The 24,606-nt window shown below is 36.9% G+C and carries 23 protein-coding genes; 15 read left to right on the plus strand and 8 right to left on the minus strand.

The genetic code is table 11. From position 1 onward, the window contains the following. The 5 genes from EHQ59_RS00080 to EHQ59_RS00100 all read left to right on the plus strand — a co-directional run. On the plus strand, window positions 1-732 hold a 732-nt coding region (locus tag EHQ59_RS00080; RefSeq protein ID WP_135617151.1), incomplete at its 5' end, for an IS3 family transposase. A gap of 257 nt (window positions 733-989) precedes the next feature. Next, complete coding sequence (locus EHQ59_RS00085) at window positions 990-1,382, plus strand: (deoxy)nucleoside triphosphate pyrophosphohydrolase (protein WP_135617152.1); 393 nt, start codon at window positions 990-992, stop codon at window positions 1,380-1,382. After that, window positions 1,379-4,276 (plus strand): DEAD/DEAH box helicase, encoded by a 2,898-nt coding sequence (locus tag EHQ59_RS00090; protein ID WP_135617153.1) that lies wholly within the window; start codon window positions 1,379-1,381, stop codon window positions 4,274-4,276. Before EHQ59_RS00085 ends, EHQ59_RS00090 begins: the two co-directional genes overlap by 4 nt. Window positions 4,277-4,508: 232 nt before the next feature. Continuing rightward, on the plus strand, window positions 4,509-5,720 hold the full coding sequence (locus tag EHQ59_RS00095; protein ID WP_135617154.1) for an IS481 family transposase: 1,212 nt from the start codon (window positions 4,509-4,511) through the stop codon (window positions 5,718-5,720). 193 nt (window positions 5,721-5,913) lie between these two features. Then, window positions 5,914-7,296, plus strand: coding sequence for an integrase catalytic domain-containing protein (locus tag EHQ59_RS00100; RefSeq protein ID WP_244245293.1), 1,383 nt, complete (start codon window positions 5,914-5,916; stop codon window positions 7,294-7,296). Window positions 7,297-7,567: 271 nt separating this feature from the next. Here EHQ59_RS00100 and EHQ59_RS00105 read toward each other — a convergent pair whose 3' ends face one another. Further along, window positions 7,568-7,882, minus strand: a complete 315-nt coding sequence (locus tag EHQ59_RS00105; protein ID WP_135617155.1) for a class I SAM-dependent methyltransferase — start codon at window positions 7,880-7,882, stop codon at window positions 7,568-7,570. A 347-nt stretch (window positions 7,883-8,229) separates the two neighbouring features. Here EHQ59_RS00105 and EHQ59_RS00110 point away from each other — a divergent pair, with 347 nt between their 5' ends. Continuing rightward, on the plus strand, window positions 8,230-8,616 hold the full coding sequence (locus EHQ59_RS00110) for a hypothetical protein (RefSeq protein WP_135617156.1): 387 nt from the start codon (window positions 8,230-8,232) through the stop codon (window positions 8,614-8,616). Between the two features lie 597 nt (window positions 8,617-9,213). After that, a complete protein-coding gene (locus EHQ59_RS00115) occupies window positions 9,214-10,044 on the plus strand; it encodes a protein rep (protein WP_244245294.1) in 831 nt (276 codons plus the stop codon). A gap of 460 nt (window positions 10,045-10,504) precedes the next feature. On the opposite strand, the gene EHQ59_RS00120 is transcribed toward EHQ59_RS00115, so the two are convergent. The 5 genes from EHQ59_RS00120 to EHQ59_RS00140 form a co-directional block, all read right to left on the minus strand. Then, window positions 10,505-11,644 carry an ATP-binding protein gene (locus EHQ59_RS00120; RefSeq protein ID WP_244245295.1) on the minus strand — a complete coding sequence of 380 codons (1,140 nt, stop codon included), beginning with the start codon at window positions 11,642-11,644 and terminating at the stop codon, window positions 10,505-10,507. Between the two features lie 64 nt (window positions 11,645-11,708). Then, window positions 11,709-12,968 carry a type II toxin-antitoxin system HipA family toxin gene (locus EHQ59_RS00125; RefSeq protein ID WP_135617158.1) on the minus strand — a complete coding sequence of 420 codons (1,260 nt, stop codon included), beginning with the start codon at window positions 12,966-12,968 and terminating at the stop codon, window positions 11,709-11,711. Then, complete coding sequence (locus EHQ59_RS00130; RefSeq protein WP_135617159.1) at window positions 12,958-13,290, minus strand: helix-turn-helix transcriptional regulator; 333 nt, start codon at window positions 13,288-13,290, stop codon at window positions 12,958-12,960. Before EHQ59_RS00130 ends, EHQ59_RS00125 begins: the two co-directional genes overlap by 11 nt. A 384-nt stretch (window positions 13,291-13,674) precedes the next feature. Next, the gene (locus EHQ59_RS00135; RefSeq protein WP_135617160.1) at window positions 13,675-14,196 is read right to left on the minus strand and encodes a HEAT repeat domain-containing protein; all 522 of its coding nucleotides are present in this window, start codon (window positions 14,194-14,196) and stop codon (window positions 13,675-13,677) included. After that, window positions 14,197-15,570, minus strand: coding sequence for a M43 family zinc metalloprotease (locus EHQ59_RS00140; protein WP_135617161.1), 1,374 nt, complete (start codon window positions 15,568-15,570; stop codon window positions 14,197-14,199). 125 nt (window positions 15,571-15,695) lie between these two features. Here EHQ59_RS00140 and EHQ59_RS00145 point away from each other — a divergent pair, with 125 nt between their 5' ends. From EHQ59_RS00145 to EHQ59_RS00160, 4 genes are all read left to right on the plus strand, one after another. Then, window positions 15,696-15,923 (plus strand): DUF167 domain-containing protein, encoded by a 228-nt coding sequence (locus EHQ59_RS00145; protein ID WP_135617162.1) that lies wholly within the window; start codon window positions 15,696-15,698, stop codon window positions 15,921-15,923. Window positions 15,924-16,032: 109 nt separating this feature from the next. Further along, window positions 16,033-16,746: an ABC transporter ATP-binding protein gene (locus EHQ59_RS00150; RefSeq protein ID WP_135617163.1), complete on the plus strand. Its 714-nt coding sequence runs from the start codon at window positions 16,033-16,035 to the stop codon at window positions 16,744-16,746. Next, the gene (locus EHQ59_RS00155; RefSeq protein ID WP_244245296.1) at window positions 16,743-19,091 is read left to right on the plus strand and encodes an ABC transporter permease; all 2,349 of its coding nucleotides are present in this window, start codon (window positions 16,743-16,745) and stop codon (window positions 19,089-19,091) included. The genes EHQ59_RS00150 and EHQ59_RS00155 overlap by 4 nt, the downstream gene beginning before the upstream one ends. A 1-nt stretch (window position 19,092) precedes the next feature. After that, window positions 19,093-19,968 (plus strand): efflux RND transporter periplasmic adaptor subunit, encoded by an 876-nt coding sequence (locus EHQ59_RS00160; protein WP_135617164.1) that lies wholly within the window; start codon window positions 19,093-19,095, stop codon window positions 19,966-19,968. A 3-nt stretch (window positions 19,969-19,971) separates the two neighbouring features. On the opposite strand, the gene EHQ59_RS00165 is transcribed toward EHQ59_RS00160, so the two are convergent. Together EHQ59_RS00165 and EHQ59_RS00170 are read right to left on the minus strand one after the other, a co-directional pair. Beyond that, window positions 19,972-21,750 carry a PAS domain-containing sensor histidine kinase gene (locus EHQ59_RS00165; protein WP_244245297.1) on the minus strand — a complete coding sequence of 593 codons (1,779 nt, stop codon included), beginning with the start codon at window positions 21,748-21,750 and terminating at the stop codon, window positions 19,972-19,974. A 148-nt stretch (window positions 21,751-21,898) separates the two neighbouring features. After that, a complete protein-coding gene (locus EHQ59_RS00170) occupies window positions 21,899-22,453 on the minus strand; it encodes a TetR/AcrR family transcriptional regulator (protein ID WP_135617165.1) in 555 nt (184 codons plus the stop codon). Window positions 22,454-22,482: 29 nt separating this feature from the next. Here EHQ59_RS00170 and EHQ59_RS00175 point away from each other — a divergent pair, with 29 nt between their 5' ends. The 4 genes from EHQ59_RS00175 to EHQ59_RS00190 all read left to right on the plus strand — a co-directional run bounded on the left by EHQ59_RS00175 (window position 22,483) and on the right by EHQ59_RS00190 (window position 24,605). Next, window positions 22,483-23,019, plus strand: coding sequence for a dihydrofolate reductase family protein (locus EHQ59_RS00175; RefSeq protein ID WP_135617166.1), 537 nt, complete (start codon window positions 22,483-22,485; stop codon window positions 23,017-23,019). Between the two features lie 88 nt (window positions 23,020-23,107). Continuing rightward, complete coding sequence (locus tag EHQ59_RS00180; protein WP_135617167.1) at window positions 23,108-23,368, plus strand: ribbon-helix-helix protein, CopG family; 261 nt, start codon at window positions 23,108-23,110, stop codon at window positions 23,366-23,368. After that, window positions 23,346-23,762: a type II toxin-antitoxin system VapC family toxin gene (locus EHQ59_RS00185; RefSeq protein WP_100718584.1), complete on the plus strand. Its 417-nt coding sequence runs from the start codon at window positions 23,346-23,348 to the stop codon at window positions 23,760-23,762. The genes EHQ59_RS00180 and EHQ59_RS00185 overlap by 23 nt, the downstream gene beginning before the upstream one ends. A 57-nt stretch (window positions 23,763-23,819) precedes the next feature. Then, window positions 23,820-24,605 (plus strand): TrmH family RNA methyltransferase, encoded by a 786-nt coding sequence (locus EHQ59_RS00190; RefSeq protein ID WP_135617168.1) that lies wholly within the window; start codon window positions 23,820-23,822, stop codon window positions 24,603-24,605. The last annotated feature ends 1 nt before the right edge of the window (window position 24,606 follow it).

Raw genomic sequence — 24,606 nt, forward strand, 5'->3', positions numbered from 1 at the left:
GGGAATCTTGAAATTGCTTTCATCGACTTTGTAAAGCATTCCTGGAAATCAAGCAAGAAGAGTTATGGATTGATTAGAATCCTCAAAGATGTTAAGGAATCTTCCTTCGAATGCGGAGCAAGGAAAGTCAAAAAAGCCATGAATTTATTGGGAATTCAGGGAAAACAGGACAAGAAATTTAGAATCAGTACAACTGACTCTAAACATTCAAAGCGGATTGCTCCAGATTTAGTTCAGCGAAAGTTTAAGGTTGAATCAAAGAATCAAGTTTGGGTATCCGATGTAACTTTTATTAAATGTTTCTCTGGTTGGTTGTATCTGTGTGTGATTCTTGATTTATATTCCAGGAAAGTTGTTAGTTGGAAAATCAGTATAAAGAATGATTCTGAACTAATAGTTGGAGCAATTCATTCAGCCATAGAAACAAGAAATCCAAGTAAAGGATTGATCTTTCATTCTGATAGAGGATCTAATTATTGTTCTGGAGATGTTCGCAAAGTATTAGCAAACAATCGAATCAGGAGAAGTAACAGCCGTAAGGGAAATTGTTGGGATAATGCTGTGGCAGAATCCTTCTTTTCTACTTTAAAGAGAGAAATCGAATTCAATGTATTTCAAAATCTAAAAGATGCCAAAAGCAATCTCTTTGAATACATTGAACTATTTTATAATCGACAGAGATCACATTCTTTTCTAGGTTATGTGAGTCCTGAAAAATTTGAGTTAAATTGAATTAGAAAAGTGTCCGAAAAAACGTAATCAGGCTATAAAATATGTGATTAGATGCAGTTATTGTTGAAAATACGTAATGTTTATGGAATTACCTAAATGTAGATATGTATTAATTAGAGATCTTCTATAAAATATATTGGGTATCATCATTCGCGAATGGGCAAATAACAAAATTAAATAAAAAATATTGGTCTTGTAAAGAGATATAAGACAATTGTGATTAAGTTAGAAAATAGAATATCGAGATTATAAAATCTATGAAAAAAATTTCAGTAGTAGCAGCTGTAATTCAGCATAATGATTTGTATTTATGTGTAAGACGCGGTCCAGCAAAGTATGATTATATTGCAAATAAGTGGGAGTTTCCTGGCGGCAAAGTGGAGCCGGAGGAAACAAAGGAAGATGCAATCAAACGTGAGATTCAAGAAGAATTAAAAATGGAGATAATGATCAGCACCTTTTTGATGACTGTTTCTCATGTTTATCCGGATTTTCATTTAACAATGGATACTTTTTTATGCAATACATTCTCAAAAGATTTAACCTTAACTGAACACCAGGATTTTCTCTGGCTACCTAAGGACAAACTCTCCCATTTGGATTGGGCGGCAGCAGATAAACCAATTGTCTCAAAATTAGAAAGTTTATGAATTCAAGTTTAGAAGAACTGCAGAAAAGCCTTAAGACTGGTTTCATCAATGAATATGAAACATCTCTTGCACAATATAGGCCGCAACTTTTGGTCAATGATAGAACTACAAAGAAAAAAGTGCTTTCTAAATTGACTCAAGAACTAAGGAACTGCAAGGAATTTTGGATTTCTACAGCATTTGCTACAACAAGCGGAGTTGCTTGTATTATGAATTCTTTACTTGAATTGAAAGAGAGGAAAATTAAGGGTAAAATATTAGTTTCTCAATACCTTAATTTTACGCATCCTGAGGCATTGAAGCGTCTTTTGATTTTTGATAACATTGAACTAAGAATTGCCACTGAAGGAAATCTACATTCAAAAGGCTATTTTTTCAACCATGGTAATATATTGGATGTTATCATTGGTAGTAGTAATCTAACAGCAAATGCTTTATCTACAAATAAAGAGTGGAATTTAAAGGTTAGTGCAGGAACTGAAAGTGAATTGGCAAAACTTTCCTTAAAAGAATTCCATTCAGAGTTTGATCATGCAATTCCTGTGGATTCTTCCTGGATTAACGAGTATAACAAAATTTATACCAAACAAAGATACTATTCTCTTGATAGGCTCAAAGAAATTGAAACAATTCAAATCAAAGAATTCAAGCCAAATCTAATCCAAGCTGAAGCATTGCAAAAATTAAGAGCACTTAGAGCAGAAGGAAAAACGAAGGCATTGATTGTGTCTGCAACTGGCACTGGTAAGACATTTCTATCAGCTTTTGATGTTCAAGAGTATGAACCCAAAAAATTCATGTTCATAGTCCATCGAACGAATATTGCAAAAAAGGCAATGGAAACATTCAAGAGTTTGATGCCCAAAATAAATTCAGACTTATATTCAGGTGGTAACAAAAATAAAGATGCAGATTTTATTTTTGCAACAATCCAAACGATTTCGAAAGACGAGCACCTAAAACAATTTTCAACAGATCATTTTGATTATATAGTCATTGATGAGACCCATCATGCCGAGGCTGTTTCTTACCAAAAGGTAATGGATTACTTTAAACCAAAATTCCTTTTGGGTATGACAGCTACTCCGGAAAGAACCGACGGTATCAATATCTTTTCTCTCTTTGATCACAACATTGCTTATGAAATTCGTTTGCAACAAGCATTAGAACAAGAAATGCTTGCACCGTTTCATTACTATGGTGTCAGCGATTTAGAAATAAATGGGGAAAGAGTTGAAGATAAGACAAATTTTAATCTTTTGATTGCTGAAGAACGTGTGAATCGATTAATCGAAACTTCGAAACTATATGGAACTGACAATGGAGTCGTCAGGGGATTAATATTTTGTTCCAGAATAGACGAAGCTAAAGAATTGTCTAAAAAATTTAATGATAGAGGTTTTAAAACCGTAGCTTTAACAGGCGAAGACTCAGAAAGCTTCCGTCATCAGTGTATAAAAAATCTTGAAGAAGAGGTAAATTCACAAAACAAACTAGATTATATTTTTTCTGTCGATATTTTTAATGAAGGGATCGATATACCGAAAGTAAATCAAATCATAATGCTTAGACCCACTCAATCTGCAATCGTATTCGTGCAGCAATTGGGACGTGGTTTACGTAAGACAGAAAGCAAGGAATATTTAACCGTAATCGATTTTATAGGCAATTATGCAAATAATTATATGATTCCAATTGCGTTATTTGGTGATGTATCTTACAATAAAGACAATTTGCGAAAACTGTTACTTTCTGGGAGTGAAATAATTCCTGGATCATCGACTATAAATTTTGATAAAATTTCAAAAGATAGGATCTATGACGCAATATCGGAAAAAAATTTCTCATTACACAAAGATCTACTTAACGATTATCAAATATTGAAATTTAAAATTGGTAAAATTCCAAACCTATGTGACTTTTGGGAACAAGGAAGTAGGGATCCATATTCATATATCACTCGATATGGATGTTTTTATAATTTCTTATCAACTTATGATAATGATTTTAAAGATACAACATTGAGTGAGAGGCAAATTAAGCTACTTGAACTTTTTTCAAAAGAGATCAATAATTCGAAAAGAATTGAAGAAACGATTCTTTTGGAGTTACTTCTAGAACATGGTTCCTTGAGTTATGGTCAATTTCGAGAGAAGATGAAAGCAGCTTACGGATATGAAATTAATGAGCATATAATTAAATCATGCATCAGCAATTTGAATTTTAATTTTGTCGGTGATAAAGAATATAAAAACGCAATACTTTCATCAATTGGCAATAATATTCAACTAATTCAAATATTTATCGATGATTTAGAAAATTCGATTTTTAAATTACATCTGTTAGATACAATATCTCTAGCTAAAAAAGTTTATGGATTCTATTATAAATCTGAAAGCTTTATTGATGGTTTTACTTTATATCGAAAGTATTCTCGGAAGGATGTACATCGAATTCTAAACTGGGAGAGTAATCCAAATCCACAGAATGTAGGTGGTTACGTAATTTCAAAGGATAAATCAAATTGCCCAGTTTTTGTAACTTATCACAAAGGTGAGGATATTCCGGATGCCACAAAATATGAAGATATTTTTTTAGATAATCAAAGACTACAATGGATGTCTAAGAACAAAAGAACTCGAAATAGTCCTGATGTTACGGTAATTGAAAATTTCAAAACACATAAATTAAGAATTCCATTATTTATCAAAAAGAAAGATGATATTGATGGACGCGAATTTTACTTTATGGGCGATTGCGAACCTATCGAAGAAAGTTTTGAGGAGTTGACGATCGCAGATGATGACGGTAAACAAGTTCCAATTGTTAGGTTAGTATTTCATCTAAGTCATCCCGTTGAAGATAAATTATATGAGTATCTCATGGCAAAGTAAGAAAGAGAAGTGGTTAGTTTTGAATAATTTCTATTTTTGAAACATCATGTAGGACTTTTACTTTAAGAAAAGAGTGTAACCCATGTGAGTGATCTAAAGCGTTACCGATGTGCCTTTCTGCATAACAGGTACGTATTAGTTTCATCCCTTACAAATTGATCTCACAACATACTTTACGAACAAGAATCTAATTCTTCGATTCAGAACACGATGTACACATCAGGAGTGTGTCATGACTTGGAAGGAGACAAACGTGTTTGAAGAAAGAATGAAATTTGTTGTCGCTTGGAAACGTGGCGGGTGGTCACTCACTGACCTTTGTCATGAATTCAATATCAGTCGAGTGACAGGGTATAAATACTTAGAACAATATGAGCGTTATGGGATCGATGGGTTAAAAGACAAAAGTCGAAGACCGAAACACCATCCACACCAAACTCGAAAGAAAATCATTGAACTCATCTTACAAGAGAGAAAAGACCATCCCAGGTGGGGAGCAAGGAAACTCCTAGCATCACTTTCGGCTCGATTTCATATGATTAAAAAATGGCCACATCCAAGTACTGTTGGTCGTATTCTCAAACAAAACAACCTCATCAAACCTCCCAAAAGAAGGATCCGTAAACAATCCATTGAACAACCATTTTCACATGCACTCAGGCCCAATGATATTTGGTGTGCTGATTTTAAAGGCCACTTCACTGTTGGGGATGGTGAAAGATGTACACCTTTAACTGTTACAGATGCCTATAGTCGATTTTTACTTTGTTGTGAGATTGTTCCGAAGGCAGATACGACCAATGTAATCAATGAATTTACGAAGTTATTTAAGGAGTATGGAATGCCACTTGCCATTCGAACTGATAACGGTCCGCCATTCGCTTCGAATGCACTTGCTGGCCTTAGTAAACTTTCTGTTTGGTGGATCAAACTGGGAATCAAGTTGGAGCGGATTGAACCAGACAAACCACAACAAAATGGTCGGCATGAAAGAATGCATAAAACCTTAAAAGAAGAAACAGCTTTGCCTCCAAGATCTAGTTTAGAGACACAACAAAAAGCATTTCGAGACTTCCAAAAAGAATTCAACTATCTAAGACCACACGAAGGAATTCAAAATTCATTTCCTGCTGACCATTATCTAAAGTCGCCAAGGAAGTTTCCAAAACGGATTCTAAAAGCGTCTTATCCAACAAACATCATGATTGAAGAAGTCAATGAGATATGGAATCTTCATTTGGAAGGCCATCGGATCTTTCTATCTTCCGCATTAGCGGATGAGGAAGTTGGATTAGAGGAAATTTCAGACAGACATGTAAAGATTCATTTTTATGGGGTAAGCCTTGGTGTGATCGACTTGTATACGGGAAAGTTGTTGCAATTTAAAAACCCAATGCCATCCTCATTAACGTCTGAATCAGGATTTCAATGCATCTTTATGTAAAGCATGTATTGAGACAAAGATGTAAAGGATGTACGAGTGCACTCAGTCATCTAGCAACTGTTATGCGACATAATATACATTCTCGGAAGTTGCTCACTGCATCACGTAATAATCTACTCGAAACACTAGTCGTTGCATCATCTTAAAATCTACTCCAAATTAGATAAGGAAACGATTCACTCATGTGCAGGTGATGTCCATGAAGCAATCGAAGATGGTGCGTTCTATGTTGGTTCAAGTGTTCAAAGAGAAATACCTTTGGGCTTCGAAAAAAGAAAAAAGCCTAATTCTCGATCAGTTCGTTGAAGCTACTGGATTCAATCGATCCTATGCCAGAACCGTCCTTAGAAAGAAAAAAGACAATGTCGTTAAACTGAGACCAAGAAAGAAGCGTCTATCAAGCTATGATGATGACGTCAGATTCTATTTAGAGAAGATCTGGGAGATCCTGGATAGAATTTGTGGGAAAAGACTCGTGATGGCAATGCCTGACGTTTTAGCCAAACTCGAACAGTTCAAAGTATTTAAAATTGATAAAATAACCAAGGACAAACTTCTCTCCATCAGTTCTGCTTCTGTGGATCGCTTATTGAAACCTGCCAGGAAAAAACTTGGTCGCAAAGGCACCTCTACGACGAAACAACCTAAATACCTTATCGATCGGATCCCAATCAAAACGTTCGGAGAATGGAAAAGTTCTCTACCTGGCTTTGTACAAATCGATCTAGTTGCCCATAATGGTGGAAATGTATTTGGAGGATTTTATTCAACTCTTGCCGCAACAGATGTTTGTACGGGATGGACTGTTTGTATACTTGTGAAAGATAAAACTCAATTCCAGATGCTAAAAGCATTAATAAAACTGAAAAAAATATTACCCTTCCCACTTTTGGGAATCCATTCCGATAACGGAGCTGAATTTATTAATCAAACAATCCTTACGTACGCAGAAAGGAACGATATCCAATTCACTCGTGGAAGACCATATAAAAAGAATGATAACCCACATATTGAACAAAAGAATTACAGTGTTGTAAGAAGGAATACTGGATATTTGCGCATTGAAAATCAAATCCAAGCAGATATTGTCAGATCGCTCTACCAAGATTTGAATACTTACAATAATTACTTTTTACCAGTGATGATCTTGAAGGAGAAACATAGGATTGGCTCTAAAGCAATACGAAAGTATGACGAAGCAAAATCACCTTACCGAAGGATACTGGCTAGAAAAGATATTTCGAAAACGATAAAAGCTTCTATGAAAAAGATTTATGAGAAGTTGAATATTTTTGAATTAAAGAATCAGATCAATCATTGGCAAAACGAATTTGTGAAGATTGCCGCCCCTATTCGTAATCCAATAGATAAAGTGAATGTTAGAAGGAAAAGAGGAATATTACATACAACTCCGAAATGGAGACGAGAAGTAAATGCAGATACAAAAAATCCATTCCTCGAAAGACAACGTGTTGAAGAGATGAGACGAGCTGCAGAACAATGGAATCTTTTTACTCTCTGTTATATTTGGAGTAGATTTTTATTTGATTCTCCACTTAACATTTCGAGTAGATAAAACAAGATTCAATACGAGTTGCATATTGCCTCATATTAGATAGTATTTGAAATTAAATAACATTGCTTAAGAGTATAATTAATTGAAGTCTAAGTAAATTCATCTGCCCACCTATATTTCTGGAAAATTTTGAAATGATATATCTCTATTTGAAATAGGGATATATATAAAAATTAAAAATGAATCACCCTTGTAGAATAAGAAAAAGCGAAATCTTCTTTAGATGTTTTATATAAAGGAAAATCGAGTGGAAACATGTCTGATGTAGAAATTAGGAAGTTATTACTGGCTGGGAATCGGGAAGGCTACCTAATAGGACCCAATCAGATCGATTCGGATACCGTTTCTCAACCTGCTCTATCATTTTTATGATAGGTTCAATTCCAGTTGCCTTCAAACCTAGATTGTTGAAATGCTCTATGAATTTACCTGAACCACACCCAATATCTAAAACATTGGTTCCCGACTGAGGGAAATCTTTGAGTAAAAATTCTAGTTCCGAAAAATAACAATGAGTGAAACTTTCTTGCCTATCGAGATACTTATCAGTCAGTCGATCATATGCTTCTAGTGTTTGATGGTCCATGTGCTCGAGCTTACTTTAGAATCATGATTCGTAAGAAAAGTTTTTTAACCTGCCGATTATTTCTGTAAAACGTAACTTTCGTTTAGAAAAATTTTTTAAAGAATTTTCTATAGATTCCATCAGCACCTTAACTCAAAAAATCTAAAAATTTTTGAAAACAATACCCAATCGATTCCGATTTTGGTAAAAATAACGATATTTTCACTCGAATGGGTAGGAATTAAAAATCTGAAAATTTTTCGATTTTTTGAAATTTTTTTTATGAAATATCGATAAATCGCAAAATGGGGTTCTCCGATATCCGAAAACTTTGTAAAATCAAGGGAATTCAATTAAGGAGAATCGATTTGCAAAATCAATTAGCTACCAAACAAGAAAGTTACCTGACCACGGATCAAATTCAAAAATCTGTGATGAATCTCATGCAGGCATTGCACAATAGAAATGATATTTTCGGGAACCCCTACCCCGGTTTATCAGCCGAAAAACAAACCGCTTTGGTCTTAATCAAAAGTGGATATAGTTACCGTGAAACGGCAAAAGAACTGAAAAAGAATCATACGATCATAACACAATGGTCAAAGAATGATCCAAAATTCAAACAGGCTCTTGAACAAGTTAAAACGGATATTCAAGAATCCATTCGAATGAAAACGATTTTACCCCAGTTAAGTTATGAAGAGAAAACCTCCACTTCCCAAATGAATGAGGAATTAGAGGATCCAAGCCTTTAGATAGACTCTCTTTTGTTAGATTTCCTGATACTCTTTCAGGTTATCTTATATGGTTGCAGCAATTGCAGCACATAATTCGCGTTTGTGTAAGTGGGGGTTTCTCCGAGTAAATACTCGGAAGAACCCCGGAAATAAAAAAATCCATCCATACAATTCCATCACTTAATGCATCAAATGCAGCAGAGTGGGGTTAAATCACATCAGTATATTATAATAATTACAATTACCAAATTTTTAAGACCTCATTTTTTGAACTTCACAATTCGAATTTCGTGAATTTTTTTTCGTACAGCAAAAATGAAAAAAATTACAAAAATATGCGATATCGGTTCTCCGATATCCGATTATTCGCTAGGATAAAGTCAAGGTTCTCACTTGGCGTCCAAACGAACTCCTTTTGAAAACCCCAGAAAGTGCGATGACCCAAAGTCCTTGTGATCTGTTGTCGGGCTTTCGAATTTTTGAAGAAGGAGAAAAAAGTATATGGTCGAGGCATGCCCGGACAATAAAACCAAACAAAGGTTAAAGAATAGAAACCTAAAGAGAATCTGTGAAGCGAAATGGAAGAAACTTCAACTAGAATACGGAAAAGAATCGATGAACATAAAAGACGTGAAACGAGTCACGAATCGAACAACATGGAATTGCCTAATAAAATACAACAAGAAGAACCATGAGGTATATAGCAAACGTGGATACACTGGATATGTTTTCACATTAACGAGAGGTGATAAAGAAGCTGATATGAAGGAGTTAAAAGAGGCTCTTCGAAAAACACTAAAACAGATGAACTACTCTATATATAAGAATCATATCAAAGGATTAGAACTACCAATCACGACCTTTGAAGGCAATGCAATTGATGGACAATACAACCCTCACCTGCATGGTTATGTATTCATTCCGAAAGGACACATCAGACGTTTTAAAAGAAAATTAAAGGAAAATTTAGCTAATACATTGTTCAATCCACCAAAGCTAAGGGGTCCCAAAAGAAAGGCGAATAAACTATGGTTCTCTAAGTTAAAAGAGGATGGAGTAAAATACTTTGAATATTGCGGACGAGAAGAATCACCAGAGCATGGCAAAGAACTGGATAAACTGGATTGGGATTTATCCTCCTTTGGATTTGTATCAGAACCAAATCACGATTTGAGTAAACGTATCATCAAAAGGATTTATCGAAGATTCCCTGAAACAGAGACCAATTCTGAGTTATTCCACCGAGTCATATGTATGTTGCACTGGATCCACAAAAGAGGGTATTTGCAAGAATACTTAAGATCCTTTATTCCTCCCTTGGAAACAATGCCTTATCCAAGGAATCTCAACTCAAAAAACAAAAGATCCCATTATTACCAACCTAATGAACCAAACTTAAATAAGATTCCGATCTCAAACATGAATTCGCATGATAAAGTCGCTTAAAACCAATGCAGCACCCAGGGAAATTCAATCCCTATGAAGTGATCTACTGTGCTGTATTTGGAATCAAAATTCGACAATTTCGACAAATTCGACAGGAAACGAGGGTGTATTGTCGAATTTTGTACTTATAAAGGATTCGTATTTCATTGCTAGATGGTGTAAACGCTGTACTGTTAATTAAAGACAACTCAAGGTGAATTGGATAAGCAATCTAGCTTTTAAAATTTATGGCCGAAATCAAAATGGAACAGATTCTATTTTATACCTTATATGAAGAAAGAATGACAATATGCAATTTAATGTTGAGTTAAAAAATTATGATTAAAAAGCTGTTCCACTTAATGAAATGACTTTAGTTAAGAATGATTGGAAGTCTATTTTGGGGTAAGCATGGTTGTCTATCCCCAACTTTAATAGTTGAAAAATCAATATATTCTAAAAATTTACCTAACCCACCACTTCATACCAAACCAAGTTCTTTACAGAATTTTGTAAAAGGAATGACTCTTCCGTTTGCATTTGAACCAAAATCGTTCTTTCCTAAGTGGACTTGGTAAAACTCAGGTATCTTTGTTCTAGCTTTAAAATACTCAATGTGGCGACTCAAAGCCTTGTCGCCTGTTTTGCATTCAACAGCAAAGATGGGAACTTTATTTTTAAGAACGACAAAATCAATTTCTCTTCCATCCGTATCACGTAAATATCTCACTTCCATTGGAAAGCCTTGCGTGTCTGTAATGAAATGACAATACTTTAGCAAATGACTTGCGACAAGATTCTCAAATCGAAATCCTCTTTCTTCTACTTGCGACCAATCCCACATATATAGTTTTTTTAGTTTTTTGACGGCCCTGATCTTGGGAGTTCCATAGGGAAGAATCGTGAAACAATAGTATAAGGAAGAGAGAGCTTCCACCCATCTTTCTACCGTTGGTTGCGAAACAGACAAATCTTCTCCTACACTTTTCAAAGAAAGTGGCGATCCAACTCTTGATGGCAAAATTTCCGCAAGTAACAATAGAGAAGAGATATCCTTTATCGTTTCTAAATCGCGAATGTCTTCCGAAGCAACTTTCACCAATCGGTCATTCTGCCAGATTCGATGTTCGTTTTCATTCTGCGCAAATAATGGCTCAGGAAATCCGCCAAACTTTAAAAGAAGCTCCAAGTCTGATTGATTTGGATGTTTACTCATCTCCGAAACGGAAAAAGGATGCAATCGAAAATAGCGATACCTTCCAAGAAGAGAATCACCACCTTTCCGAAATGTATCCAATCGTGCCGAACCTGTAACAATAAACCGATTGTCCTCAAAATGTTTATCATATAAACCTTTGATGAGATTTCGCCATTTACTATATTTGTGGATTTCATCCAAAACGATCGTTTTACTTAGACTCAGCGGAAGTTGGTCTTTTAAAATCAGAGCTTTGTCACTGTTTCTGTCCCAATTCAAATAACCTGGATTTTTAACGGATGGTGGTTTCAGGTATTGCAAGGCAAGAGTCGTTTTACCAACTTGCCTGGGACCGCCAATAAACAACATTTTTCGGTTTAAAACGTCCTCTAAATACGGGTGCAGATACCTGAGTTTTTTCATGCTGACTTTAAACTACTCATGAGTGTTTTAAAGTCAATATTAAACTACTCATTTTTACTGTTTCCTACCCCTTTACACCTTCCATCGAATAGGGATTCAAAAACTGTCGTTTCCAAAAAAGATTCCTGTCAACCTGACTTAACTCAGCTTCGTCGCAAACAGACTTCCACTTTTTCTCAATGGTTTGGATTTGGTGTTTCACAATCTCCATGGCCTTGGGTTTCGAAAGTAGAAATTGACCGCGAGCATTGAGACAAACCTCAATGCGACTCCTTCTGTCATCACCTGAGATGAGCATAGCTTGGGATGCTTCGTTCCCAGATCGTGCTTGTGGGCAAATATCGTAGGCCGGTGTAAGCGTTAGAGAATTTCCATCCCAAAAGGCAGCATGATTTCTTGCGTGGTCGTCGGTGTTGCCACAGAGGATGTTGAAGACTAGTCTTTGGAAGAGCTCTTCCAAGGTTTCTTTTGGACTTTGAAAACGATGGCGAATGATTTCACAAAGAGTTTCATAACTTGTGTATCGTGCCATCATCTCATCGAGACCAAAGAGTGTTAAGGCAGACACAACACGTTTTCTTCCCCAACCTTGTTTCAATCGGACTCGATCAAATCGTTTGATAAGGAGCACATCTTTGTTTGCCGCTCGAACGAGTTTGACGGGAGCGACATCGATTCCCACAAGTTTTGCAAGACGCATGGCAATGTATTCGGCCTTCACGACATGGTAATAATCATCTGTCGAAGAAAACTTTGCTACATACTTGGACTCTTTTTCTTCCACAAGTGCCTTTGGTCTCGCACCACCAATAGAAGTTCCATGCAAAAGAGCCATATCCAATTCACGGCTAAGAGGAATGCCCTTCTCTACTTTTTCTGAAGACCTCAGTAAGTCTTCTAAGGATACATTTGCATTCTGTCTTGGTTTGTACTCAGTTGGTGATTCTTGAAAATCGAGAGCACCAATTCGATCGGAGCCTGATTCCAAGAGGTATAACAATTCACTGAGATCATTGGTATCTTTCTCTTTTGCACTCGATCCAGAAATTTTATTGAGTATGACACGCCTTCCCCAAGCATCTGGTGATGCATCTCGAATGGCATTTGGCATCTTGAGTTGGGGAAGGAGAGGCAATCGTCCTTCTATGAGTGGTAACTCTGGTTCATAGATGGAAAAGGTTTTGGAGTTCTCTTTCGACTTCTCTAGATAACTTCGTCCATAGTTAAAATAATAAAACCCATTCTCTTCTTCGATCCTTCCACAGACGATTGGATCCACTTGGCCTTCTAACCAAATCCAAACATAGGCTTCTTTAGAAGTCATCTTTCACCTTCTTTGTTTTGTTACGGATTCGTTTTGGTAACAAAGTCAACTTGTCTGTTGTGTTCCGAATGGAATTGGAAAGGGATGGATTCTCTTCTAGAAAAATAGGAATGCCAAGGATCACGGCTGCTTCGAAAACCAAACCAATGGCCACTGTCATATCCCCTGCTTCTATCTTTTGCAAAGTGGTTCGCGAAATTCCAATTCGATTTGCAAGTACTTGTTCCGACCATGCTTTTTCCTTTCTGGCAACTTGGATTTCTTTTCCAAGCAAGACAGATGCTTCCTTTGCCATCTTAGAATAGGTTCTCGTAATTTTCATAAACCCTATAATACCAATCTATTGACCATTTTATCAGTCATTAAATAGTATTACGACTATTTTACTGGTCATTTTTTGGATTTTCTGGAGGCTTTGGAAATTTGAAACCGTGGACAGTATGCAAAGAAAAGATCCCATCATTACCAACCTAATGAACCAAACTTAAATAAGATTCCGATTGCAAACAAGAATTCTCATGATAAAGTCGCTTAGAATCAATGCAGCACCCCAATCATTTCAATCTCTATGAAGTGATCCTCTATGCTGTATTTGGAATAAAATTTCGACAAATTCGACAGGAAACGAGGGTGTAGTGTCGAATTTTAGAGTCAGATTTCCCTTCCTAATCGATATTAGGTGCTGAAAATGCTGTACGCATCAATATCATTTTCGATTCATTTGCTTTAATTTTTTTTGATCGATTTGATTGTGTTTCGGATTCTGTTTTATCTTCTTGGAAAACTTTGTAACAGGCCCTAACTCTTTGTCGGATTCAAACTTCTTGATGAATTGAGTTTGTTTGTTCGTATCAATTTTGGAAAACTTTGAATAAGTTTGAATGGCAAGTTTTCGAAGATGAGTGTTTTCGTTAGTATCCTCAATCGTTGTTTCAAGAGCACTTTGGCTTGTTTGGTTCTGGTACAATTCCAATAATCGAATCGCTCTTGCTCTGATGAAAACATAATTATCTTTGGACTGGGCAATTTGAATCAAATATGGCAAGGGAACGTCTGTCACTTTACTGATTCTTTCTTGGTAGACTTCACTTTCTTCTTGGTGGTGTGAATTAGAAAGTATCTCTTTGATCCTTTGGTATTTTTGGATATCTAAATCATTTGCTTCGATTGGGTTAATCGAGAAAACACAAAGAGTTGCAATGATGAATTGTAATAAGTATTGTTTCATTTAATATACCAAAGGATTCAATCTAAGAATCCATCCTTGTTCCGCCGTGATATCGCCTTGAGTGAAACCAACTGTTCCAGACCAAAACATCATATTTTTCCCACCTGAATTTGTTCCACTTCCTCCCAAACATTCACTTAAATCGACAATACTATCTAAATTGATATCATTGGAAAAATGACAGGTGGGTGTGTCCCTGAGTGGATCTTTATCTGCGATAAATCCATAATCTCCATTCGCTTCTGTGACATGCCAAAGCCCTAAAAAGTGCCCTGCTTCATGAGATAAGGTTTCACCGAGTAATAATTGTTCATCATATGTTAAAACATCTCCAGAATTAGAGTATAACCTATGGGAATCAACGAAGACGGCAACCCCTGATTGTCTAGTTCCAAGAAGAGTAGCAGGTCCTGGAATTCCACCTGACACACCGAGTACGCCACCGTATTGGAGTTCCTCTTTTACGATGAATACATTTAATGCGTTCGGTTTGCCGATGAAACTTGTTGTTTTAAACAATCCACCTAAACTACCTGGGTATCCAGTGTCTGTTCCAAGATCGAAAATCATATCATAGTCATATAAATCTGCGGAAGTAACTGATACATTGATTTTGATTCTAACTGATGATTGTGAAAAATTTTCTCTCCATTTATTTAATGCTACCTCGATAGCTTGTTCCGATTGAATGGGATAAGATGAGCCATTACTTCCATTCACAAATATTAGATTTACATCGAGAGTCTTTTCTTTTGCCCAAGCTTGGTTTAGTCCACTCATAGAACTAAGGGCATCCGAGGTTTGGAAATTAACTTCATCATTGTCCATTTCACGACAGGAATTGATAAAAGTTGCTTTCACATCGAAAGGAAATTCAAAATTGAAATCAACACCCAATGGTTGAGAAAATTCTCGAGTATTTGAGATGGAAACAGCGGGATCAGTTGCATACGTAGTATCTTTTGCATAAGGAAGCATCGAAGTATGAGTGTTATAACCAATATAAGATGCTAAGTCCCGATTCAAAAAACCCGAGTAATAATTATTCCGATCAAGGTACCAGAAAGGAAACAATCCTCCAAATGCATAATCGGTATTCTCAAGTACCACTTGTACCATTGGGCGATTGCGATTTAAGGTAACTGGATGAATTTCGGTAAATTGGTATACATTCCCATTGGGAGACCAGGCACCAATGTAATTGGGTTGTATCGATTCTATTGCCGTACACGGCCCGGAATCAGAATTGAGTAATGAGCTTACGAGAAGGAGAGACAAAACACTATCTGGGACACCCGCGTCTGCTTTACTTTTGACACAATCCGTGAGAAGGAGTAGGATAGGAAAGAGAATTAGGATTTGGTACTTTCGCATACTTGATTCAACAATTCGAAATGATTTCATTTTCAAAACTGAGGATTTTTCTTTGATATACTATTCTTTTTATCTGGAAACAATTTTTTTGCCATATATCGGCTGTTTCACGAATTAGGTCAAAAATGAAAATAGTCATCAAAGTGAAAGCAAACCAAAAGACACAAGGGCTGGAATTTACATCCGAGAAGGAGTGCATAGCAAAGTTAAAATCATTGCCAATCAAAGGCAAAGCCAATCAGGAATTAGTTGGTCTTTTATCCAAACATTATGGAGTTCCCAAAAAGGATATCCAGATCATTTCCGGCAATGTTTCCAACATAAAAATCGTCGAAATCTCCCATTTGGATTGATAAGTATCAATCACCTTCTCCCATCACCATTCGTTTTTTCTGTTCACAGGATTGTTGCAAAATTGTAATCTGTACCAATTGATTCTCTAAGAACATCCGGAAACATAAGATGAAACACCCTTCCCCACTTCTCCAAACCAAGAACCTCGGAAAAACATACCAAGTTGGTGAAGTACCTCTCGTTGCCCTTCATTCCGTCAATGTCGATTTTTTTGAAGGGGAACTGGTGGTTATGTTAGGAGCTTCCGGGTCTGGCAAATCTACCCTTCTTAATATCTTAGGAGGTTTGGATACGGCAACCACTGGGGAAGTGCTTTTCCATGGAAACACGTTAGCACTCGAATCAGATGAAGGCCTTACTCTCTACCGAAGGAACCATGTTGGTTTTGTCTTTCAGTTCTATAATTTAATTCCCAGTTTGACAGCAGAAGAGAACGTAAGACTCGTCACTGATCTCTCAAAGAATTCCATGTCACCACTCGAAGCTCTCACACTCGTGAAATTAAGTGAGAGAAAAGATCACTTCCCAGCACAACTTTCCGGTGGAGAACAACAACGTGTTGCCATTGCACGTGCCATTGCCAAAAGACCAGAACTTTTGTTATGCGATGAACCAACCGGAGCATTGGATTTTAAAACTGGAAGGATTGTATTAGAAGCAATCACTGGGATCAACCAAGAATTAGGAACCACAACCGTTGTGATCACTCATAATGAATCGATCGCTCAAATTGCAGACCGCATCATCCTCGTCAAAGACGGAACGATTGTTTCTGACGCAAAGAACAAACACAAAAAATCAGTCTCAGAGGTGAGTTGGTGATCGGCTCCACCCTCAATTTAAAACTGTTTCGAGATCTAAAAACGATCTCCTTACAAGGTTTAACTGTTGGGCTTGTCATCGCTGCAGGGCTCAGTTATTTCTCAGCTTCGTGGTCCTCCTACTTTTCTTTATTACAAGCAAAGGAACAATTTTACAGCAAACAAAGTTTATGTGATGGATTTGTGTATTTGAATCGGGCACCTAATTTTTTGGAACGTAAAATTGCAGACCTCCCCGGGATCACCAATTTCGAAACAAGGATTTCAAAAGAGATCGTGTTAGATTTTCCAAGTGAAGTGTATCCTTCCGCAGCACAGCTTTTGTCATTAACCGATCATATCAATACCATCTATTTAACCAAAGGAACACTACCGAAACAAAACCAAGAAGTGGTGATCAGCGAAAGTTTTGCCAAAGCAAATGATTTAGAACCAGGAGCAGAACTATCTACGATCATTGGTGGAAAACGGGTCCTTCTCACGGTAACAGGGATTGGACTCTCTCCAGAATATGTTTATGTCTTTCGGCCTGGGAACCCACTCCCGGATGACAAACACTACGGAATTTTTTGGATGAAACGAGAGGCAATCGAAGCTAATTTTAATTTTGAATCTTCCTTCAATCAGGTGATCTTCCAACTCACAAAAGACCCATTAGAGCGAAAAAAAACATTACACGACTTAGATTTACTCCTCGATGAATACGGTGGCCTTGGCGCCAAAGAAAGAAGATTTATACCTTCCGAATCCTTTCTAAACGATGAATTTCGACAACTGAGGACAACGGCAGTATTCCTTCCTGGAATCTTTCTTGCCATCGCCGCCTTTTTATTACACATCATCTCGAATCGCCTCATCACAAAAGAGAGAGAACAAATTGCAACCTTACGCGCATTAGGATACACGGCATTCCAAATTGTTTTCCATTATCTAAAGTTAATTAGTTTTATCACAGCGATTAGCAGTTTACTTGGAATTTTCATTGGGTATCTTCTTGGGACTGCGATGACAAACCTATATGGAGAATTTTATAAGTTTCCACATCTCGTTCCAGTATTCCCACCCCTTCTGATGTTCTTTAGTTTTTTCTTTGGAATCTTCATTGGTGGGATTGGCACTCTTTTTTCTTTATACAGCATCATCAAATTAGATCCGGCACAAGCCATGCGCCCTGCACCACCAGGAAAGTATTCGATCGCATTTTGGGAATCATGGATCACAGATCTGCAAACCATCCAAAGGATGGTCCTTAGAAACTTATTCAAAAGACCCATGCGGACCCTCCTAACGATTCTTGGATTATCCACATCCATTATGATCATGATCATTGGAAACTTCATCCAAGATACAGTTGGTTCTCTTTTAGATTTGCAGTTTAATATCATCCAACGTGAGTCTCTGACATTGACATTTCGTAACCCCATCCATGAGTCTGTTTTATTTGAACTAAAAGAGATGGATGGAGTTTTTATTGCAGAAGGGCAAAGGTCCATTCCAATCAAGATGACTAAAGATAGGAAGAGTAAAGATATCGTCCTCACAGGACTTCCCGATCAGTCAGAACTAAGAAAAATCTTAGGCCAGGACTTAAAACCCATTCCAATTCCTATCTCTGGTATCATGGTAAACCAAGATTTAGCAAAGCGAATGAATATCCAAATTGGAGAAACCATTCAAATCGAAACTCTTGATGGAGAAAAAAAGAAATTTTCTGTACAGGTAACCTCACTAGCCAATGAAATCTTGGGACAAGGTGTCTTCACAAGTAAAGAGAATTTAAATCGAATCTTGGAGGAAGGAAATCTCATCAATATTGCTCTATTAAAAACTGACCCAAACAAAGACATAGAGCTAATCAAAGAATTTAAAGATGATCCTTTAGTGATTGGTCTTTTTTCCAAAACAGCCATTCTCAAAGGATTCCAAGAAGTGATGCAAAGATCGATGCAATCTACTTCGGTGATCATCCTCATTTTTACTGTCATCATTTCCATAGGAGTGATCTACAATACGGCAATGATCACTCTTTCTGAAAGGATTTATGAATTAGGGAGTTTGCGGATTTTAGGATTCACTTTAAAAGAGGTTTTTGCCATCATCGCTTGGGAATTATCATGGCAAATTTTATGTGCCATTCCCATTGGGTGTCTCTTTGGATACCAAGTGGCAAATTTAATTTTGAATAGTAATGAAACAGAAGGTTTCCGAATTCCTGCAACGATCTACCCTTCCACATATTATTATTCCATCCTCCTTGCCTTATTCACAGCGGGCATTAGCTATTTGATTGTATTTAGGAAATTAAAAACCATGGATTTATTGAGTGTTTTAAAGGTAAGGGAATAAAATGTTTAAGATGGATTTCATAGAAATATTAAAATCTAAGAATGCAAAGATTGGAATCGGGATTTTGTTGGTTATCGGATTCTCTTTCTTTCTCTTACGAAAGAACCCCAAACCCGTTGAAATCTCCCTTGTCACAAAAGGAACTTACCAACAAATCCTTTCCGTCCAAGGGAAATCAAAAGTAAAAGAATTGTATACCGTGTATTCGCCCGTGAATGGGGTGATGCGAAGGGTGGAACTCCATGCGGGTGACCAAGTGAAGAAAGGTATGACCCTACTCACTGTGGATTGGGACATTGTCAAAACAGTGAAAGCCAATACAAATGGCCAAATCCTAAAAGTTTACCGAGAGAGTGCAGGCCCCGTGGCTATGGGCGAAAGGATTATTGATTATGGTGATCTTTCCAAACTAGAAATCATCGCGTATGTCTTAACAGAAGACATGCCAGACCTTACACTGGAAGATCCTGTGAATCTCTCGGGCTTCGGAGAACAAATCCTAAAAGGGAAAATTGCAAACATAGAACCCGCTGCCATCACCAAAGTATCTTCCCTTGGAGTGGAAGAACAAAGAGTACCCATCTCGATTGCATTTGATCCTCCTAGTGGAATGGGTGACGGATACGAATTAGAATGTAAGATCATCCTCTTCGAAAAACCAAACTCGATTCTCATACCAAGTTCCGCACTCTTTCGTCAAGATGACAAATGGGCAGTGTATACTGTTGAGAAGAAAAAAGCAACATTACGATTTGTGACTGTAGAACACCAAAGTGAAGGGATGAGTCTCATCCAAGATGGATTGCAGGAAGGAGAATCCATCATTTTGTATCCAGGTGATGGGATATCGAATGGCACAAAAGTAGTTGCGGAGTAACGTTTATTTGCCTTTGGGAAGAGTGAAATAAAATTTAGATCCCTTCCCTACTTCACTCTCAACAAAAATTTTCCCGTGATTTTTTTCGATAAATTCCTTACAAAGGATTAAACCAAGTGTAGTGCCACGTTCTCCCAATGTTCCTGGCATACTTTTTTGTTTTGCTTCGATTTGAAAAAACGTACTTCGAATTTCATTCGAAATTCCTGTTCCAAAATCTTCTACTTGAATAGTAACATTGCCATCCGTTGGTACCGCTGAAATTATTACTTGTCCACCGACGTGAGAGTATTTGATCGCATTGGAAACTAAGTTTCTAAGAATCGTTTCCAACATATTCTCATCAGCAAAAACGAATACGTCATTCTCAACTAAATTCTGAATGCGAATCCCTTTATTTTCCGTCATAAACGTAAAGTAGGATATGACAGTATCCACTAGTGTTTTCACAGAAACATTTTCTGGTAAAAATGAAATCTCATTGGTTTGAGACCTGGCCCAAGTTAATAAATTCTCGAGTAAAGCATACACTTCACCTGAAGATTGGTATAAAATATTGAGATCATTTTGCATCCGCTTAGGAGACCTAGTCTCCATATCTTCCAGTAACATACCTATAAACGTATTCATCCCACCAATGGGACCTTTTAGATCATGTGATATGATGGAGAAGAATTTATCTTTTGTATGGTTTAATAATTCTAATTCCTTAAAATAACGCTTCATCTCCGCTTCTGATTTTTTTCTTCCATCAATATCACGAGAGACACCAAGTAATTCGATTTCTGAGTTTTGGTTCTTTTGAAAGACTGTATTGGTTTCAATCCAGATCGTAGATCCATCTTTTCGCACTTGTTCCAGTTCATAGGCATACGGGATTTTCATACTCGAATTGCGAAAATCCTCCATACGAGGGAGGAGTAATTCCTTCAATTGCAAATACGAGTCTTGTGTGTATGTATTCGATAAGTGGTGATCCGATGCTTCACTAACAGTATACCCAGTCACTTTTGTAATCGATGGACCGATATAGGTAAACTTTTCTAAATCGAAATTCCAAACCCAAATGATATCAGTCGAATTTTCGGCGAGTGACTTGTACTTCTCTTCATCTTGGATTTGTCCTTTGATAAATATATCAATGCATATCAGTAAAAAGCCAAAGGTCATGAGAACTGATATGATATAAAAAAATAGGTAAGTAACGTCTTGGATGGGTCCTTTCCCAAAAGCAATTTGGGTGACTGAGACTTCCGTAAAAGTATACACAAGACATCGACCTAAAAGAAACAAACCACTCAGGAGGAAAAAATAAAATAGAAAGTTTCCTGTTAGGCGTTGTTTCTTATTTTCTATATAGATCGTTTTGGCTGTGAGAAGAAAATAGACACTCGGAAATAAGGAAAGAATCGAGATTCGATATTGTTGTGGGAAAGTTGAAAACTGATAGAGTACAAGAATCCCAAACAGTACACTTGCAGAGATAACACCTATTTTCCAATTTGTTTTTTTCCCAAATAAATTCACAATGATCGCATGATAAAACACGATCGATAAGAAGATGAATGTATTACCGAAACTGATGGACATCCAATCAGGGATTTGACCCCTTAGTGCTCCCATGACAATCCATCCAAGGCCTTGCAACAAAGTCGCAAGGGACCATGCCTTCACCATCCTGAGTTTTTTAAAATAATAACCCGAGGCAAACCATAGGCCAGCTGACATCAAAAGACATCCGACAATATTGATGAATACAACTGTTTTTGGATCTAAATTCATGGAGTAGGAAAGGATAACGAGTATTTGTATTGAAAAATGACAAGATACCTAACGCAACTCATTTTAATCCCTTAGCAGATATTAAGTTTCCATTCAGAATGATTCTAATCTAGTAGTTCTACTAGAAAGCGATGGAATTAACTCAAGTCTAGGTCAAACGACTGTTATAAAACAAACGATTCAAAAGTATTTGTAATGATTCTCTAAATGAATCTGTTAGGTTTTGGTTCGCTCTAACCTTCGAACCTTTACGCGGCTTGTTGGAAACAGAGAGCGCATTCCCATGAATGAAATCAATCAAAATGTCCCTGGTGAGTTCAGGATTCTCGTAAGGACGAGAGTTTTGGATCAAATCCAAAATCAAATCATTTAACAGTTTCACTGCTGGAGATTCCTCGTTAGGACTTTGGATCAGATACAAAGACAAATCAATGTATTGGATAAAAAACGATCTATATTCGAAAAGAACTGATTCCAGTTTTTCCTTCTCTTTCGCTCTTCCTTCCTCCAATTGCAGTCTCTCGTAAAACTTGCGAAAGACTACATCCACAAGCTCCGCCAAAAGTTGGTCTTTATTTTTGAAGTAATAGTAAATCGTCATCGGATCGATCGATAACTTCTCTGCGAGTTTCCTCATACTGAAGGATTTTAACCCTTCTTTTTTTAACAAACGCAAGGCCTGATTTGTGATTTTTTCTTTCATTTTTAGAATAATTTCTACAGTGTAGAAATATGATATCATTGAAAGCGTATATTGCAAGTAGTCTAGACGGATTTATTGCAAAAAAAGATGGGTCGGTCGAATGGCTTCACTCGGAGAAATACCATCTGGAAAATGAAGATTTCGGATACGAGAAGTTTATGGAATCCATCGATTGTATCGTGATGGGTCGAATTACGTTTGAAACTGTTTTACAGTTCGAACCCTATCCGTTCGAAAACGTACCGGTCATTGTAGTATCAAACAATTCAAACTACCAAATCGAATCGAAACATCAGATTACAATTTTCACACGTCCGTTACGAGAACTCATTCCTTTTCTCGAATCGAAACGGTATCAAAATATCTATGTGGACGGCGGGAAACTCATTCAGTCGTTTCTTAAAGAATCCCTATTAGATGCAATTACAATCACTCAAATTCCAATCGTACTTGGGAGTGGGATCCCACTCTTTGGTGGCATTGAGAGAGAGATTGATCTCAAACATAGAAAAACGCAATCCTTTCCCAATGGATTTGTCCAAACTGAATATGAGATTGTGAAATAAAGAATGTCATGCGCAAGAACGAAAAAACTTAAGTCTGACAAAAAATAGGACTTGACTGTAATACACTTTCGTATTACATTTTTAAATTATGATCAGCCTACGTCTGCCTCCAGAACTAGAAAGAAAACTAGATTCATTTGCAAAATCTGAAGGGAAAAGTCGAACAGAAATAGTTAAGGAATCTATTCTGCAATATATCAAAAGTCGTGGGGATAGCAAAACTCCCTATGAATTAGGTTTAGATTTGTTTGGAAAATATGATTCTGCGAATTCTGATTTAGCTCAGAATCGAAAAGCTTACCTACAGAAAGCAATCGGAAAGAAGAATGAAAAACGTAGCTCTCATTGATTCTGGTCCTATCATTGCGTTATTCAATTCGAAAGATAAGTTCCACAAACAGACTCTAAAATTTCTTAAATCTTATCATGGTGAATTAGTTTCTTCGTGGCCAGTGATTACCGAAGTTATATATCTGCTTTCTTTCTCAGTTGAAGCACAATCAGACTTTCTTGAATGGATTGAAAGAGGAAGTATCAAAATATTTGATTTAAATATCGAGGATCTTAAATATATTAAAAATCGAATGAGAAAGTATTCAGATCTACCTATGGATTTAGCTGATGCTTCCTTAATGTGTATTTCGGAAAAAATGGGAATCGAACGAATCGTTAGTATTGATTCAGACTTTTCGATTTACAAAAACTTAAAAGGGAAATTTTTACAAAACCTTTTTAAAGTTTAAATCCGACCAAGCGCATAACTGCATTTCGGGAAGTTCATAAAAGATCAAAATAGACTCATGCAAAAAATCCTAACCCCACTTGACGAAAGACTGTCCGATTATTCGCTTCTGAAATCGAAGGAATCCCCTTCCGATACATTCGTTGCGGATCATGAAAAAACGGCGGTTAGATTGCTTTTATCAGATTTTGAAGTCCAATCGGTTTTTTGTACAGATAAATATTGGCAAAAACACAAAGACCTCATCACATCCAAATTACCAGATGAAAAGAAGTGTTTTGTGGCCGATAAATCTATCTTTGAAGAAACCATTGGTTTCCCTGTGCACCAAGGGTTTATGGCGGTGGGAAAACAAAAATGGGCAAAGGAAGAAGACCTAACGTTTCCCATCCTTATCCTCAATGCAATCGTTGATAGTGAAAATATAGGCTCAATTCTACGCAGTGCAGCCGCCTTTGGCATCCAATCGGTTCTATTCGATACCAAGTCAGCTTCACCCTACCTTAGAAGGTCTGTCCGAGTCTCCATGGGGGCAATCTTCCAATTGCATGTAGCCAAATCGTCCAACCTACCAGAGTCGATCAAACGATTGCAAGAGAGATCTGCGCATGTGATCTCACTCGCACTTCCTAAGGAAAATTCAGTTCACGTTTCCAAAACAAAAACCATCCAAGAGATTGGAAAACCAAGTAATCTCGTCCTTATCATTGGCAATGAAGCGAACGGGATTGAGGAAAGTGTTTTAGATGTGTCTCATGTGATTGGTTACATCCCCATGAAAAACAAAATCGATTCCCTGAATGTATCCCATGCATTGGCTGTGGCACTTTCACACCTTCTCTAAA

The sequence above is a fragment of the Leptospira kemamanensis genome, from assembly GCF_004769665.1.
Classification (GTDB): Bacteria; Spirochaetota; Leptospiria; order Leptospirales; family Leptospiraceae; genus Leptospira_A; species Leptospira_A kemamanensis.